Annotated in this window: 10 protein-coding genes; 2 read left to right on the top strand and 8 right to left on the bottom strand. The window is 61.8% G+C overall.

The window, feature by feature from the left end:
• Positions 1–168: 168 nt before the first annotated feature.
• Positions 169–2,505: a PAS domain-containing sensor histidine kinase gene (locus BTN45_RS03050; protein ID WP_207588884.1), complete on the top strand. Its 2,337-nt coding sequence runs from the start codon at positions 169–171 to the stop codon at positions 2,503–2,505.
• Positions 2,506–2,763: 258 nt separating this feature from the next.
• Here the strand turns inward: BTN45_RS03050 and BTN45_RS03045 are convergent, their stop codons facing one another.
• The gene (locus BTN45_RS03045) at positions 2,764–5,730 is read right to left on the bottom strand and encodes a bifunctional [glutamine synthetase] adenylyltransferase/[glutamine synthetase]-adenylyl-L-tyrosine phosphorylase (protein WP_207588875.1); all 2,967 of its coding nucleotides are present in this window, start codon (positions 5,728–5,730) and stop codon (positions 2,764–2,766) included.
• A 317-nt stretch (positions 5,731–6,047) separates the two neighbouring features.
• Here BTN45_RS03045 and BTN45_RS03040 point away from each other — a divergent pair, with 317 nt between their 5' ends.
• Positions 6,048–6,911 (top strand): MipA/OmpV family protein, encoded by an 864-nt coding sequence (locus tag BTN45_RS03040; RefSeq protein WP_207588873.1) that lies wholly within the window; start codon positions 6,048–6,050, stop codon positions 6,909–6,911.
• A gap of 60 nt (positions 6,912–6,971) precedes the next feature.
• Here the strand turns inward: BTN45_RS03040 and BTN45_RS03035 are convergent, their stop codons facing one another.
• The 7 genes from BTN45_RS03035 to ccmI form a co-directional block, all read right to left on the bottom strand.
• Entirely contained in the window at positions 6,972–8,381 is a 1,410-nt protein-coding gene (locus BTN45_RS03035; protein ID WP_207589624.1) for an ATP-binding protein, read from the bottom strand.
• Between the two features lie 9 nt (positions 8,382–8,390).
• The gene (locus tag BTN45_RS03030) at positions 8,391–9,149 is read right to left on the bottom strand and encodes a response regulator transcription factor (protein ID WP_004440811.1); all 759 of its coding nucleotides are present in this window, start codon (positions 9,147–9,149) and stop codon (positions 8,391–8,393) included.
• Between the two features lie 295 nt (positions 9,150–9,444).
• Positions 9,445–10,998, bottom strand: a complete 1,554-nt coding sequence (locus BTN45_RS03025; protein WP_022555870.1) for a Do family serine endopeptidase — start codon at positions 10,996–10,998, stop codon at positions 9,445–9,447.
• Between the two features lie 153 nt (positions 10,999–11,151).
• The gene (locus BTN45_RS03020; RefSeq protein ID WP_207588871.1) at positions 11,152–11,637 is read right to left on the bottom strand and encodes a cytochrome c-type biogenesis protein CcmH; all 486 of its coding nucleotides are present in this window, start codon (positions 11,635–11,637) and stop codon (positions 11,152–11,154) included.
• 155 nt (positions 11,638–11,792) lie between these two features.
• Positions 11,793–13,784 (bottom strand): heme lyase CcmF/NrfE family subunit, encoded by a 1,992-nt coding sequence (locus tag BTN45_RS03015; RefSeq protein WP_207588869.1) that lies wholly within the window; start codon positions 13,782–13,784, stop codon positions 11,793–11,795.
• Positions 13,781–14,293, bottom strand: a complete 513-nt coding sequence (gene ccmE / locus BTN45_RS03010) for a cytochrome c maturation protein CcmE (protein WP_045532403.1) — start codon at positions 14,291–14,293, stop codon at positions 13,781–13,783. The genes BTN45_RS03015 and ccmE overlap by 4 nt, the downstream gene beginning before the upstream one ends.
• Positions 14,290–15,453, bottom strand: a complete 1,164-nt coding sequence (ccmI, locus tag BTN45_RS03005) for a c-type cytochrome biogenesis protein CcmI (protein ID WP_207589622.1) — start codon at positions 15,451–15,453, stop codon at positions 14,290–14,292. Before ccmI ends, ccmE begins: the two co-directional genes overlap by 4 nt.
• Positions 15,454–15,500: the final 47 nt, after the last annotated feature.

The raw sequence follows: 15,500 nt of genomic DNA, 5'->3' as shown, positions 1-15,500 counted from the left end.
CCGCTTTTGCCGAAGCGGAAACAGACTGTCCCGAAAAAATACGGAGTCGGTTCAAGGGGTTAAAATTCTTTTAACTTTTGCCTCTGGACAGGGCGAATCGCATTTGATTCATTAGAGATATTCGAGCGGCGGCGCTTCGAATCACGGGGACATCTAAAAGGCGGGACAATGACGAACGTGCGGCGGGCGACTGCGGGCGATGAGCGGCCGTATGCCAAATTTTCTGATCTAGCGGCCTGGGGCGAAAAGCTTTCCAGTGACCTGATGGGTTTGATGAGCGGCGCGGAACGGCCCATGCCGCAGGTCGAGACCCTGCTGAAGCGCCTCATTCCCATTCTGATCCTCGCATTTCTGGTGGTCGTGGCGGCCTCGCGCATGCTGGGCATCGTCGCCGAATACAGCCGCATGGAAGAAGCCGCCCGCCACTCCACGGCTTTGACGGCGCTGACCGCGAAGGCGGCCCTGCTGAACGACGGCACTGTTTTCACCTCGCAGGACCGCACCCGCGCCGAGGCAAGCCTTGTCGCCGCATTGCCGCAGGGCAGTCTTGCCGATGGCACCATGGTGCTGCTGTCGGGCAGCAACGGTCGTATTTTTGCCGGTTCCGGCAAGGAGGCAATGCTTTACATTGGCACCTCCCTGCCTGCCCTGCTGCCGGAAATCGCCATCGTGCAGCGTTTTCCCGGCGCTCCCGGAACCATCGAGACCAATATAGACGGCCAGCAGCATTACGCGACGATGATCCCCTTCGGAAACGATGGTGCCATGGTCATCGCGGCGCGGTCGCTGCAGCCGATCCGCTCGTTCTGGCGCAGCGAAATCGCCATGAATGTCACGCTGTTCGCGGGCATTTCCTCCATCCTGCTCGTGGTGCTCTATGCCTATTACATGCAGGTGAAGCGCGCCCGCGATGCCGACGACATCTTCGCCGAATCCAACCTGCGGGTAGAGACGGCGCTCTCGCGCGGCCGTTGCGGCCTGTGGGATTTCGACCTTTCCACCCGGCGCATGTTCTGGTCCGGTTCGCTTTACGAGATTCTCGGTATGCCGCCCAAGGCGACACCGCTGTCCTTCTCCGATGCGGCGCGAATGATGCATTCCGAAGACGGCAATCTCTATGAGCTTGCCCGGGCTGTCGGCTGCGGCAACCTGCGCCAGATCGACCAGATCTTCCGCATGCGCCACACCAAGGGCCATTATGTCTGGTTGCGTGCCCGCGCCCAGGTCATCCGCACCAATAATGGGCCGCGTGTCATCGGCATTGCCATGGATGTCACCGAACAGCACCGCCTTGCGCAGCGCTATGCCGAGGCCGACCAGCGCCTTGCCGACGCCATCGAATCCACGTCCGAAGCTTTCGTGCTGTGGGACAAGAACGACCGTCTCGTCATGTGCAACACCCATTATCAGAAGGCCTATGGCTTGCCCGACAGCGTGCTGGTGGCAGGCACGGAGAAATCCACGGTTTATGCCGCAGCAGCCCGGCCGGTCGTCGAACGTCGCGTTGCCGATCCCGATCAGTCCGGCCTGTCCCGCACCACGGAGGTGCAGCTTGCCGACGATCGCTGGCTGCAGATCAACGAACGCCGCACCCGCGATGGCGGCCTCGTCTCAGTCGGCACCGACATCACGCTTCTGAAGCGCCACCAGGAACGGCTGCGCGATTCCGAGCGGCGACTGATGGCCACCATCGGCGATCTCTCCGCCTCGCAGCACAAGCTGGAGCGCCAGAAGACCGAGCTTTCTGACGCCAACGCCAACTACCTTGCCGAAAAAGAGCGCGCCCAGGCCGCCAACCGGGCGAAATCGGAATTCCTTGCCAATATGAGCCATGAGCTGCGCACGCCGCTCAACGCCATCCTCGGCTTCTCCGAAATACTGCTGAACGAGATGTTCGGCCCCGTGGGTTCTCCCAAATATTCCGAATATGCGCGCGACATCCATGACAGTGGCAAACATCTGCTCAACGTCATCAACGATATTCTCGACATGTCGAAGATTGAGGCGGGCCATATGCGCATCAACCGCGAGACCATCGATCTCGCGCCGCTGATCGAAGAGACCCTGCGTCTGACTGCCATCCAGGCCGAACAGAAGAACATCACCGTGCAGCAGAAGGTCTGCGCCGGCCTCACCATGCAGGGCGACCGCCGCGCCATGAAGCAGATCATGCTCAACCTGCTCTCCAACGCCGTGAAATTCACCGGCGACGGCGGCAGCATTGCGCTGCGCACCCATGTGCATGAGGCTGCGATGATCCTCACCATCGCCGACACCGGTATCGGCATTCCGACACAGGCGCTGGAAAAGATCGGTCAGCCCTTTGAGCAGGTGCAGAGCCAATATGCCAAGAGCCAGGGCGGCTCCGGTCTCGGGCTTGCGATTTCCCGCTCGCTGGTGAAGCTGCATGGCGGAACGATGAAGATCCGCTCGTGTGAGGGGCGTGGGACGGTGGTGACGATTATTATTCCGCATGCGGCGGGGCGGTGTGGCACGGTGCATTGAGTTGGGCGTCGGACGCGCTGAATGTGCTGCGATACGTTAAGGTCGAATGCGCGACACCCCCCTCTGTCCTGCCGGACATCTCCCCCTCAAGGGGGGAGATCGGCAGGACGCCCTCTCGCCACTTCATCCTTGACCGTTGAGATGGCCGAAAGCTGGCCTCATATCGATCTCCCCCCTTGAGGGGGAGATGTCCGGCAGGACAGAGGGGGGTGAAGCCAGACTCACCAGCGCAAATGGCGCACGCCAAACCCACCAACATCACCCACTCTTCACCACCGCCACAAACGCCTTCCGCACCGCCTTGGATGACCGCTTCACTTCCCCCTCCAGTGTCGGAATGTCAGGGCAATCACCTGCCCGGCACACAAGATCGATCAATCCCGCCGGCGCTTCCTTCGGATTGAACGCCCCATCGATACAAAGCCGAACGATCTGCGATATTTCCGTATAAAGCCCCATCGCCGCCATGCAGTCATCGAAGGCCTGCGGCTCCATCACCGGAGAGGCGAGCGCCTGGAGCGCCTCGGCCGTGTTGCGCCCCGGTTCGTGCGCGGCAAGCCCCTTCGCAGGCCCTACCAGCGCCAGATATTGCGCGATGAATTCGAGGTCGATGAGGCCGCCATTGATGAGTTTGAAGTCCCAATTATTTTCCGGCGGTTTTTCCTGCTCGATGAGGCTGCGCATTTCCAGCACATCGGCCGAGACCTTGGGCACATCCCGCTTTTGCGACAGGACGGAAGCAATGATGCGGCGCGCATCGTCCATCAGCGAGGCATCGCCGCAGATCAGGCGGGCGCGCGACAGCGCCATGTGTTCCCAGGTCCAGGCCTCCTCACGCTGGTATTTTTCGAAGGCGGAAATGCGGGTCGCCACCGGCCCCTTGTTGCCGGAGGGGCGAAGCCGCATGTCGACCTCGTAAAGCACGCCTTCTGCCGTCGGGGCCGACAGGGCGGCAATCAACCGCTGGGTGACGCGGGTGAAATAACGCACCACATCGAGCGGTTTTGCGCCGGTCGATTCATGGGCGGCATCATCATAATCGTAAAGCAGGATGAGATCGACATCCGATCCGGCCGTCAGTTCGAAGGAGCCGAGCTTGCCCATTCCCATCACGGCGACACGGCCGCCGGGATAGGGCCCATGTGCCGCCTCCATCTCCGCCAGCACCGCATCCAACGCCGCCTCGATCACCAGATCGGCAAGATGGGTGAAAGCACGGGCGGCGACTTCGCCACGGATCGCGCCGGTCAGAAGCCTGACGCCGATGAGGAAGCGCTGCTCGGCGGCAAAGATACGCAGCCGGTCGAGAATATCCTCATAATGGCGGGCATTGGAGAGGAAACTGCCCATGCGGTGGGCGAGATAGTCGCGTGTCGGGATGTCGCTCATCAAAGCCGGGTCCAGCATGCCGTCAAAGACATGCGGGCGGGCGGCGATGATTTCGGCCAGACGCGGCGCGGAGGACATGATCGTTACCAGCAGGTCGAGCAGCGCCGGGTTGTTGCCGAGCAGCGAGAAAAGCTGGATGCCTGCCGGCAGGCCGGAGAGGAAATTGTCAAAGCGCAGCAGCGCCTCGTCGGCCCGCTTGCTCTCACCAAAGGCGCGCAGCAGGTCCGGCGTCAATTCCGTCAGCCGCTCGCGGGCCTCGACCGACTGCGTCGCCCGGTAACGGCCATTGTGCCAGGTGCGGATGACGCGGGAGATATCCTCCGGCCGCTCGAAACCGAGGGCGGAGAGCGTCTTTAACGTATCGGGATCGTCCTTCTGACCGGTGAACACCAGATTGCCGGCCTCGCCTGACAGTTTCACTTCCTGTTCGAACAGCGCCGAATAACGCCGCTCCACCAGCCGCAGCACCTCTTCCAGCTTTTCCGAGAAGGCCTTGGTATCCTCGAAACCCAGCATGAAGGCGATGCGCTTCAGTTCGGCTTCGGTATCGGGCAGCACATGGGTCTGCTCATCGCGCACCATCTGGATGCGATGTTCCACCTCGCGCAGGAACCAATAGGCATCCGTCAGGCTGTCACGGGTCTCGGCGTCGATCCATTTCGCCTCGGTCAGCGCCGCCAGCGCCTCCTGCGTTGCGCGCACCCGCAGCGCCGGCATTCGGCCGCCGGCGATCAGCTGCTGCGTCTGGGCGAAAAACTCGATCTCGCGGATGCCGCCGCGCCCGAGCTTGACATTGTGGCCCTTCACCGCAATCGCGCCGTGGCCCTTATGGGCGTGGATCTGCCGCTTGATGGAATGAATATCGGCGATCGCCGCATAATCGAGATATTTGCGGAAGATGAAGGGCGTGAGTTCGCGCAGGAAATTCTCACCCGCCTTGATATCGCCCGCCACCGGCCGTGCCTTGGTATAGGCAGCGCGCTCCCAGTTCTGGCCTCTGCCCTCGTAGTAAAGCAGTGCCGCTTCCACGGGGATGGCGAGCGGTGTGGAGCCCGGGTCTGGCCGCAGCCGCAGATCGGTGCGGAAGACATAACCATCGGCCGTGCGCTCCTGCATGATGCGCACCAGACGGCGCATCATGCGTCCGAAATTCTCCGTCGCGTCGTAGGGGTCGTCCATGATCCCGGCGGAGGGTTCGAAAAACACCACGGCGTCGATATCGGAGGAATAGTTGAGTTCGCGGGCACCGAGCTTACCCATGCCGAGCACGATGAGGCCCGATCCTTCGCTGGGGGCGGCAACATCCTTCAGTTTCAGCTTGCCACTCTCATGGGCCGACAGCAGAAGGTGATCGATGGCGGCAGAGAGTGCCGCATCCGCCATGTCGCTCAGCCAGCGGGTCGTGTCACGCGCAGTGAAGATACGGGCGAGATCGGCAAGTGCCGCGACGAAGGAGAGCCGCCGTTTGGCGATCCGCAGCCTCGACATTACCTCGTTTTCGCTCGGTATGCCGCCGTCCTCTCCCGGTTTCCAGCAATCGCGCGCCTGACGCACGAGATCGGCGAGCAGTGGCTCCAGAGGTTTTGAAATGGCCAGTGACAACAGCCCCTCATCGGCCGCCGCCATGTCGCGCAGGTAGGGGGAGAGCGTGAAGGCCGCGGCAACGAAGTCTTTCAGGGCGCTTTCGTCGGCAAGCAGCGCGGCCACCGCCGGCTCGCTTCTGCCGATGTCTTTCAGAGTGGAGAGCACGGATTTCAGCTCGGTCTGCGTATAGGGGCGGATCACGCCCGCCAGCACGTCGTTCAGCCGCCTTTCGGCGCTTTCCGGTTTCGTCAATGCTTCTCTCCCTCTCCCGAGCCCGATTGTCCGTCGGCCATACCGGATTTTCAGGACGGGCCGCTCTCCCACGGTAACCATCCTGCCGTTGCATCACCGAAGCCTGCAGGCACATATCACCTGCGTTGTAACAAATGCGGCGCGCTTTGCGATCAGGAAAACCGCTTTTGCCGAATTTTCCGAAACCCTGCTGGCGCGACCACGGTTTCGGCGGCGCATCGCAATGCCGCGTAATGTCTCCGCAATTGTGCCCACGTAGCGTTCTCCTCAACGAAACCCGACTCCCCGGTTTTCAAACACGCGGTGCTGCAACGGATATGATCATGAAACAGATTTTTACAATGAAATGGCAAAAGAGCCTGTGCGCCATGGCGCTTTGCCTGACGGCGCTGCCGGTGGCACAAGCGGTCTACGCGCCGGTTTTCGCCGCCGATATCGGCAAATCGGACCGCATGGCCGATCCGCAGGCCGGTTTCGATAATTCCCGCTACAGCAGTTCCAGCGACTGGAAAATCACGCTCGGTGTCGGCGCCGCCTATGCCCCGAAATATGAGGGGTCGGACAAGCTGGAGGCCGGCCCCGTGCCGCTGGTCTCCGTCGCCTATGGGGACATGTTGAGCATCGATTTCAGCGGCGTCACCGTCAACCTGCTGAACAGCAACGGCTTCCGGCTGGGAGTGAAAGGCGGCTGGGAGCCCGGGCGCAAGGAAAAGGACGACAGGAAAAACCTGCGCGGGATGGGCGATATCAAGGCAGGCGGCGTCATTGGCGGCGTTATCGCCTATGACGCTGAACCCTTCGAAATCTACGCCAAGGTCGACAAGACCATCAATGGCAGCGAGGGCCTGACAGCCTCGATCGGCGCCAGCGTTTCCCATAAGGTCGACCAGTTCATCCTCGGAGCGGACCTCTCCGCCACCTGGGCTGACGACAAGCACATGAAATCCTATTTCGGTGTGACCTCGGCGCAATCCGCCCGTTCGGGCCTGCGTCGCTTCGACGCCAAATCCGGCTTCAAGCGCGTCGACGCCAGCGCCTCCGTCACCTACCTGATGACCGAGAACTGGTCGATCACCGGCACCGGAGGCGTCGGTTTCCTGCTGGGCGATGCCAAGGACAGCCCGCTGTCCAAAAAAGATATCCAGCCGTTTGCGATGGTGGGCCTGGCCTACACGTTCTAACGCGAGGATTGTCGTCTGGCGGGGCACAACTCCCCGCCGGAATACACTCGCCGGCTCTCTTCAGCGGCTATTGTCTGGAAAAACCATGGAGACTGTCAGCCCCGGGCAGGCGATGTTGGAGGCGTCGGTGTCCGAAAGCTCCAGCGACCCGCCATGCAGTTCCATCACCGCCTCCACCAGCGACAGGCCAAGGCCCGTGCCGGGCTTGGAGCGGCTTTCATCCAGCCGCACGAAGCGTTTCAGCACCTCGCCGCGCTTGTCGGCAGGAATACCGGGACCATTATCGGCAACGGAAAGCAGGATTGCGCCAGGGGCCTTTGCCAGACGAACGACGAGTTTTTTGTCACCCTCGCCTTCGCAGGCATATTTCATGGCGTTGTCTATCAGGTTCGAAAGCGCCTGGCCGATCAATTCGCGGTTGCCCTTGACGATGAGGCCCTGTTCGATTTCGGTTTCCAGCGCGAGCCCCGCATCCTCGGCCACCGGCTCGTAGAGTTCGGCGCTGTCTTCGGCAATCGCCGAGACGTCCACTTCAGTCATTTCGGCGGCGATGGAACCGGCCTCTACACGGGAAATCATCAGCAGCGCATTGAAAGTGCGGATGAGCTGGTCGGACTCGGCGATAATGCCTTCAAGGGCTGCGCGGCGTTTCGTTTCGTCATCATCGTCCAGTGCCGCGGCGGCCTTGTTGCGCAGGCGCGTCAGCGGCGTCTTCAGGTCATGGGCGATATTGTCGGAAACCTGCCGCAGGCCTTCATTCAGCTTCTCGATGCGGCCCAGCATGGCGTTAAGCGAGCCGGACAGCCTGTCGAACTCATCGCCGGAGCGGCCCTGCGGCAGACGCTGCGAAAGGTCGCCGGCCATGATCTTCTTGGTTGCCGCCGACATGCGGTCGATGCGTTTCAGTGCATTGCGGCCGATGCCGAACCAGATCAGCAGGGCGCCGCCGCTCATGATGGCGAGCGCCACCATCAGGGCATTACGCACCAGGGCGCGGAATTTGGTCGGCTCGCCGAGGTCGCGGCCGATCAGGATGCGCAGCCCGTTGTCCAGAACGAAAACATTGGCCGTGGCAAGATGCTGCACGCTGTCGCCGCTTTCGGAATAACGCTCATAACGGAAGGGAAAGCCGGTCCAGCCTTCCTTGTCGAAAACACCGGGCTGCACGGAGGCGACGTTGCCGGCCAGAATTTCACCATTCGGCCCGGCGATAATGTAAAGGCTCGCTCCCGGCTGACGGGCACGGCGCTCCATCATCCTCAGTAGCGGATTGATACCGCCGCGATTATAGATGCGCTGCACATCCGAGACTTCCTGCAGCACGGCGTCACGCGTCTGCTGGTTCAGCAGCCTTTCGGAAAGCGCAGTGACATAAAAAACAAGGAACGCCGCGCAGAGCGCAAACAGCAGAATATAGAGCGCCGAAAGGCGCACCGCTGTCGACCTGAACAATATTCTGAGGCGGGCCATTTTCGGCAATCAGCCCTCGTCCTTCATCATGTAGCCCGCACCGCGAATGGTCTTCAGCAGCGGCTTCTCGAAGTCCTTCTCGATCTTCGAGCGCAGGCGGGAAACATGCACGTCGATGACATTGGTCTGCGGATCGAAATGATAATCCCAGACATTTTCGAGAAGCATCGTGCGGGTCACCACCTGGCCGGCATTCTTCATGAGATATTCCAGCAGGCGAAATTCGCGCGGCTGAAGGAGGATTTCCTTGCCACCCCGGCGCACATCGTGGGACAGGCGGTCCAACTCGAGATCGCCGACGCGATAGATCATGTCCTGCTCGGGCTTGCCCTTGCGGCGGCCAAGCACTTCGATACGCGCGAGCAGTTCGGAGAAGGCATAGGGTTTCGGCAGATAATCGTCACCGCCGGCGCGCAGGCCGGTCACGCGGTCATCCACCTGCCCCAGCGCCGAAAGGATAAGAACCGGCGTCTCGATGCCGCGGCGGCGCAGTTCGCTGATGACGGAAAGCCCGTCGCGGCGCGGCAACATGCGGTCGATCACCATGACGTCGTAGACATTCTCGCAGCCCATGAACAAACCACTTTCACCATCGCTGGCGTGGTCGGCGACGATCCCGGCTTCGCGGAACGCCTTGGTCATATAGGCTGCAGCCTCGAGGTCGTCTTCAATGACAAGAATCTTCATGTGCGGGACAATAGCGCCCTCGCCCTTTTCCGCACAACCGGAAACAGATGCGACAGACATTTCCTGAACCTTGTTTTCCATGAGGTTTCCTCCGAAGACGTGGCCAATTGCGTTATCTCGCCTCAAGACGGGCAATAACCGATGGAGCGAGTGGTCGCCGCTTGTTTCTTCTCCCCACCGGGGAGAAGTCCGCGGCAGCGGGATGAAGGGGCCAGGGCAGATGGATTCGGCAACGTTGCCCCCTCATCCGGCCCTTCGGGCCACCTTCTCCCCCGGGGGAGAAGAAACGGGCTGCAACGCCCTGCCATACTTAGCCGCCATCTGAAGCGGGATACGACGCCGGCTCCCGAAAGAACCGGCATCGCCTTTCAGCCTATCAACCCTGGTCGATATCCAGAGCGATGAAGCGGCTGCCGTCATCCGTCTGGATCTGGAACAGCGCCTTGGAGCGTCCGTCCTTCTTCGCCTGTTCGAGGATCTTCTCGATATCGGCGGCGGAAGCGACCTGCTGGTTGTTGACTGAGGTGATCTTCTCACCCGTCTTCAGGCCTCGGGCAGCGGCATCGCTGTCAGGGTCGACATCGGTGATGGCAAGCCCGTTGCCGTCATCGGCGGGGGCCACCGTCAGGCCGAGGCTGGACAGCACCTTCTCGCTGGAAGACTGACCGCCCTTGTCGTCGTTCTGGCTCGGGGTCGCCTTGGAGGCATCGTCGCTGGCGAGATCGCCGAGTGTCACCGTGACCGACTGAGACTTGCCACCGCGCCACAGCGAGATTTCCACCTTGCTGTTCGGCGCCATGCCGCCGATGCGGCGCGACAGGTCGCGGGCATCCTTGACGGGTTCGCCATTGACGGCGGTGATGATGTCACCCTGCTTGATGCCTGCCTTGTCGCCCGGCGAGCCGGACTGCGGCGAAACGACCAGAGCGCCCTTGGCTTCGGAAAGGCCGAGCGATTCGGCGATGTCCTTGCTGACGGGCTGGATCTGCACGCCGAGCCAGCCGCGCTCTACCTTGCCGTCCTTCTGCAGGTCGGCGATCACGTCCTTGGCGACCGATGCCGGAATGGCGAAGGCGATGCCGACATTGCCGCCCGAGGGCGAGAAGATGGCGGTGTTGATGCCAACCACTTCACCATTGAGGTTGAAGGCGGGACCGCCCGAGTTGCCGCGGTTCACGGCAGCGTCGATCTGCAGGTAGTCGTCATAGGGGCCGGAGCCGATATCACGGCCACGGGCCGAGATAATGCCTGATGTCACCGTGCCACCAAGGCCGAAGGGGTTGCCAACGGCGACGACCCAGTCACCGACGCGGATCTTGCTGTCATCGGCAAACTGAACGTAGGTGAACTTGCGGTTCACATCGACCTTGAGGAGCGCCAGATCGGTGCGCGGATCGCGGCCGACGAGTTTGGCGTCGAGTTCGGTGCCGTCATTCATCACGATCGTATAGGCGGAGCCGTCATCGACGACGTGGTTGTTGGTGACGATGTAACCATCTTCGGAAATGAAGAAGCCGGAGCCCTGAGCGACGGGGCGCAGCGGACCCTTGCCGTCACGGTGGCGATTGGGGCCGCGGTCGGAGCGATCCTGGTTCGGGCCGCCGAATTCCTTGAAGAAGCGCTTGAGCGGATGGTCATCCGGAAGCTGGTCAAGGCCACGGCCACCGAAATTAAAGGAGAAATTGCTGGAATCATCGGAAGCGGGCTGCACGTTCGACTGAACGCGAACGGAGACGACGGCGGGCGATACCGCATCGACCACATTGGCGAAGCTCGGAACCTGCGGCGCAGTCACCTCGACGGGGGCGGCAAAAGAGTGGAGGATAGGTGCGGCAATGCCGGTGGAAAGCATCAGCGCCGCAAGGCCGCCAACCGTCGTGGCCTTCAGGGCTGTCTTCAGCGAGGAATGGCCGTTTTGCGAATGAGACATGGTGTACCTTCTTTCTTCATTCAGACTGGAACCCGTGTGACCGGGGAAGCGGTGGATGATGAAGATATAGGAGGCGACACCTTACGGCGAAGTGTCTGAGGAATGAAAAATCCGTAATGTTGAAAAAGAACCGTGGGAAAAAATGAAAAACAGTTATTTTTCAATGAGGTTGCGAATTCTTTCTTCTTCATCCGCGCTCAGTTTTTGTGGCTGTTCAAGGGTGGCGCGGCGACGCGAAAAGACGAAGACGGCGAAAATTCCCACAAGGGTGAGGCCGATGGGTGCGCCCCACAAAAGCACGGTGCGCAGGCTGAGGCGTGGTTTGAGAAGCACGAATTCGCCATAGCGCGACACGACATAATCGATGACCGCCTTGTCGCTGTCACCCTCGACCAGCCGTTCGCGCACCAGAACGCGCAGGTCACGCGCCAGTTCGGCGTTGCTGTCATCGATCGACTGGTTCTGGCATACCATGCAGCGAAGCTGGGAGGTGAGGTTGCGGGCTCGCTGTTCGAGCACGGGGTCCTTGAGGACTTCATCCGGGTTGAAGGCGGAAGCGGGAGATGCTGAGACAAGCACAGCGAAGAGAAGCAGAAAACCCACCAGCATCCGAGGCAATCCCGAAAGAGTGCGGCGCATTTCTTCTCCCCGCCGGGGAGAAGGAGGCCCGAAGGGTCGGATGAGGGGGCCCACGCCAGCCATAACTCTCAGTGTATGCGGCTTCCCCCTCATCGCCTCGCTTTGCTCGGCACTTCTCCCCGTGGGGGAGAAGAAACCTGCCGCACGCTCCACACTCATTCCGCCGCCTCCGGCATTGTAGCCCGCACCGGCTTCGCCTTGCGATTCGGCGCCCCCACTCTCAATCGCCTGTCCGAGAGAGAAATGAACCCGCCCGCCATCATGAACAGCGTGCCGCCCCAGATGCACAGGATGAAGGGTTTCCACCAGATGCGCACCACCATGCCGCCATCGGCCATGGGGTCACCAAGCGAGACATAGAGCTGGCTGAGACCGAAGGTCAGGATGCCGGCTTCCGTCGTCGGCATTCGCCGCGCCGTGTAAAGCCGCTTGGACGACCAGACATCCGCAACTTCCACACCTGCCTTGCGCACGGTGAAATGGCCGCGATCCTCGGTGAAGTTGGGTCCGACGGCGTGGCGGATGCCGTCGAAGGTCAGGCTGTAGCCGCCCGCTTCCGCCGCCATGCCCTCTTTCATTTCCAGCACCGTCTCGGTCTCATAGGTGGTGACGATGACGATGCCGAGAACGGTGATTCCAAGACCCATATGCGCCAGCGCCGTGCCGAAGGCCGAGCGCGGCAGGCCTTTGAGGCGGCGAAACGCAATACCGAAAGCGAGCTTGCCGAAATTGGCGCGATACCAGAGATCGGCAAATGCGCCGAGGATCAGCCAGAAACCGGCAGCGATGCCGAGTGCGGCCAGTACCGGGCCGCCATTTTCAATGTACCAGAGCGTCAGTCCCGCCAGAGCGGCAAGCGCTGCCGCCACATAGAGCCGCTGGAATGCGCCCAGGAGATCGCCGCGTTTCCAGGCGAGCATCGGCCCAAACGGGGTGACGATCAGGATCGGGATCATCAGGAGGCCGAAGGTGAGATTGAAGAAAGGCGCGCCGACCGAGATTTTTTCGCCTGTCAGCGTTTCCAGAATGAGCGGATAGAGCGTGCCGATCAGCACGGTCGCGGTGGAGACCGTCAGGATCAGGTTGTTGAGAACCAGCGATCCCTCACGCGAAATCGGCGCAAATAGCCCGCCGGCTTTGAGCGACGGCGCACGCCATGCAAAGAGCGCGAAGGCGCCGCCAATGAAGACGGTCAGAATGCCGAGAATGAAGATGCCGCGGCTCGGATCGGTGGCGAAGGCATGCACGGAGGTGAGAACGCCTGAGCGAACGAGGAAGGTGCCGAGCAGCGACAGCGAAAAGGTCATGATCGCCAGAAGCACGGTCCAGATTTTCAGCGCCTCGCGCTTTTCCATGACCAGCGCCGAATGCACCAGCGCGGTGCCGGCAAGCCACGGCATGAAGGAGGCGTTTTCCACCGGGTCCCAGAACCACCAGCCGCCCCAGCCGAGTTCGTAATAGGCCCAGTAGGAACCCATGGAGATGCCGGCGGTCAGGAAGGTCCAGGCGGCGAGCGTCCATGGCCGCACCCACCGCGCCCAGGCGGCATCGATACGGCCTTCCAGCAATGCGGCAACGGCGAAGGAGAAGCAGACGGAAAAGCCGACATAACCGAGGTAAAGCAGCGGTGGATGAATGGCGAGGCCGAAATCCTGAAGGATGGGGTTCAGATCCTGCCCTTCGGCCGGCACCGGCTCCAGCCGCAGAAACGGATTGGAGGTGAGCAGGATGAACAGCAGGAAGGCGACGGAAATCCATGCCTGCACGGCAAGAACATTGGCTTTGAGCGTTTCCGGCAGGTTGCGGCCGAAGGTGGCGACGAGCGCGCTGAAAAACACGAGGATGAGCAGCCAAAGCAGCATGGAGCCTTCGTGATTGCCCCATACACCGGTCAGCTTATAGATCATCGGCATCAGCGAATGGGAGTTTTCCCAGACGTTGCGCACGGAAAAATCCGAGACGGCATAGGCCCGCGTCAGCGCCGCAAAGGACAAACCAACGAGCAGGAACATCAGCACCGAGCCGAGCGAAGCGATGTCCATCAGCGCCCGGTCGTTGCGGCGCCCGCCGATGACCGGCAGCGTGGACACGATCAGCCCCACGCCAAGCGCCAGGACCAGAACGTAATGGCCGATCTCGTTGATCATTTGGTTGCTCCGGTCTTGTCAGTCGAAGCCGTGCCGGCGGCCGGCGTTGCGGCCGCGGGTTTCTCTCCCTCTGCGCCTTGCTGCCACAGACCCTTGTCCTTCAGCCGGTCGGCAACTTCCTTCGGCATGTAGTTCTCGTCGTGTTTGGCAAGCACGCTGTCGGCCACGAAACCGTGGGTCGCGGCATCGAACATGCCTTCGGTCACCACGCCCTGCCCTTCGCGGAAGAGATCGGGCAGGATGCCGGTATAGCTGACCGGCACGATCGCTTCGCCATCCGTCACCGTGAAGCTCACCGTGCGGCCCTCGCCGCGCTTGATCGACCCTTCCGCCACCAGCCCGCCAAGGCGGATGCGCGTGCCGGGGTTGACGGGCGTTTTTTCCAGATCGGCCGGCATGTAGAAATAGGCGATGGACTGGCCGAAGGCGAACATGACCAGCAGCACGGCCGCCACGATGAAGCTCATGCCGCCGCCGATGATCGCGAGTCGTTTCTGTTTGCGGGTCATTGTGTCACTCCCTGCGGCGCGGCATCGTGTTTCCCGTTCATGCGGATCGGTCCGGCGGAAACGCCGAGTTCCTTCGCCAGCGCCAGAAGCTGCCTGCCCTGCTCACCCTCCGGCGGAAAAGCTTTCAGCCCCGCCCGCAGCGCCTCTCCGGCCTTGGCTTCGTTCTTCAGCACAGAATAGGCACGCACGAGCCGCATCCACCCTTCGAAATCGGCCGGGTTATCCTTCAGCTTGGCGTCGAGGCTCGCCACCATACCTTCAATCATCGCCTGCCGGTCGGTCGCCGTCATGTCTTTTGCCGCCGCCATGTCCTCGGTCGTCGGGCCGGGTGCGGCAGGCTTCGTTTCGCCGCCGGTCCGGGCAATATGCTCGCGCACCAGGGGCAGCCATGGCGCGCCAGCCGGGGCGTCTGCCGCCAGCTGAGTGAAGGCCGCGCGTGCTTCCTCCGCCTTGCCGGCCTGTTCCAGCGACAGCGCGAGATAGAAGCGGGCACGCGGGTTGCCGGGTTTCAGCTTTTCCGCCTCGGCAAATGCATCCCGCGCCGCCTCGATGACGATACCGTCATTGCCGGCCACCAGCGTTTCGCCAAGGCCCGTCAATCGTTCGGCGCTCGGGCCCAGAATGCGAAGCGCATTGCGATAGGCGAGCTCGGCGTCGCCAAGCCGCTGCATCTTGAAATAGATCGGTGCCAGAATGTCCCAGCCCGCGCCATCATCCGGGTTATGCGCCAGATGCCTTTCGGCCCTTGCGACCAGCAGATTCATGTCGTTGCCGGGCTTTTCAAGGCGTGCCTCGAGCGGCATGTCCGGCACCTCCGGACTGCCGTTCCAGATGTAAAGACAGAGACCCAGCGCCGGCAACAGAATGGTGATCAGGCTGGCGGCGAGATTGTGCCGGCGCGGCCGGGTTTCTTTGCCGGGTTGCTCTTCCGCTTCGGCGGCGGCAAGCAGACGGCGGCCGATTTCGGCGCGGGCATAATCCGCCTCGGTCTGCCCGATCAGGCCGGCGGCGCGCTCGCGGTCCAGTTCGGCCAGCTGGTCACGATAAACAGCAACCTCACCGTCACGGCGCGTCTGCGGCGCCTCGGTCTTCCGCATCAGCGGGTACATCAGGACGATGGCAACAGCCGCCGTCAATATCGCAACGACAATCCAGAACATAAGGCTCAATTACTCGAATGCGCGGCACATGGAAACATGAAGCGCAG

This window comes from Rhizobium sp. ZX09, from assembly GCF_017357485.1.
GTDB classification, from domain to species: domain Bacteria; phylum Pseudomonadota; class Alphaproteobacteria; order Rhizobiales; family Rhizobiaceae; genus Agrobacterium; species Agrobacterium pusense.
This window is presented reverse-complemented; position numbering and strand designations above follow the sequence as displayed.

What these genes read in the sequence shown, in the direction of transcription:
- BTN45_RS03050 (WP_207588884.1), top strand. Translation starts at nt 169, where the DNA reads ATGACGAACGTGCGGCGGGCGACTGCGGGCGATGAGCGGCCGTATGCC.
- BTN45_RS03040 (WP_207588873.1), top strand. Translation starts at nt 6,048, where the DNA reads ATGATCATGAAACAGATTTTTACAATGAAATGGCAAAAGAGCCTGTGC.
- BTN45_RS03035 (WP_207589624.1), bottom strand. Translation starts at nt 8,381, where the DNA reads ATGGCCCGCCTCAGAATATTGTTCAGGTCGACAGCGGTGCGCCTTTCG.
- BTN45_RS03030 (WP_004440811.1), bottom strand. Translation starts at nt 9,149, where the DNA reads ATGGAAAACAAGGTTCAGGAAATGTCTGTCGCATCTGTTTCCGGTTGT.
- BTN45_RS03025 (WP_022555870.1), bottom strand. Translation starts at nt 10,998, where the DNA reads ATGTCTCATTCGCAAAACGGCCATTCCTCGCTGAAGACAGCCCTGAAG.
- BTN45_RS03020 (WP_207588871.1), bottom strand. Translation starts at nt 11,637, where the DNA reads ATGCGCCGCACTCTTTCGGGATTGCCTCGGATGCTGGTGGGTTTTCTG.
- BTN45_RS03015 (WP_207588869.1), bottom strand. Translation starts at nt 13,784, where the DNA reads ATGATCAACGAGATCGGCCATTACGTTCTGGTCCTGGCGCTTGGCGTG.
- ccmE (WP_045532403.1), bottom strand. Translation starts at nt 14,293, where the DNA reads ATGACCCGCAAACAGAAACGACTCGCGATCATCGGCGGCGGCATGAGC.
- ccmI (WP_207589622.1), bottom strand. Translation starts at nt 15,453, where the DNA reads ATGTTCTGGATTGTCGTTGCGATATTGACGGCGGCTGTTGCCATCGTC.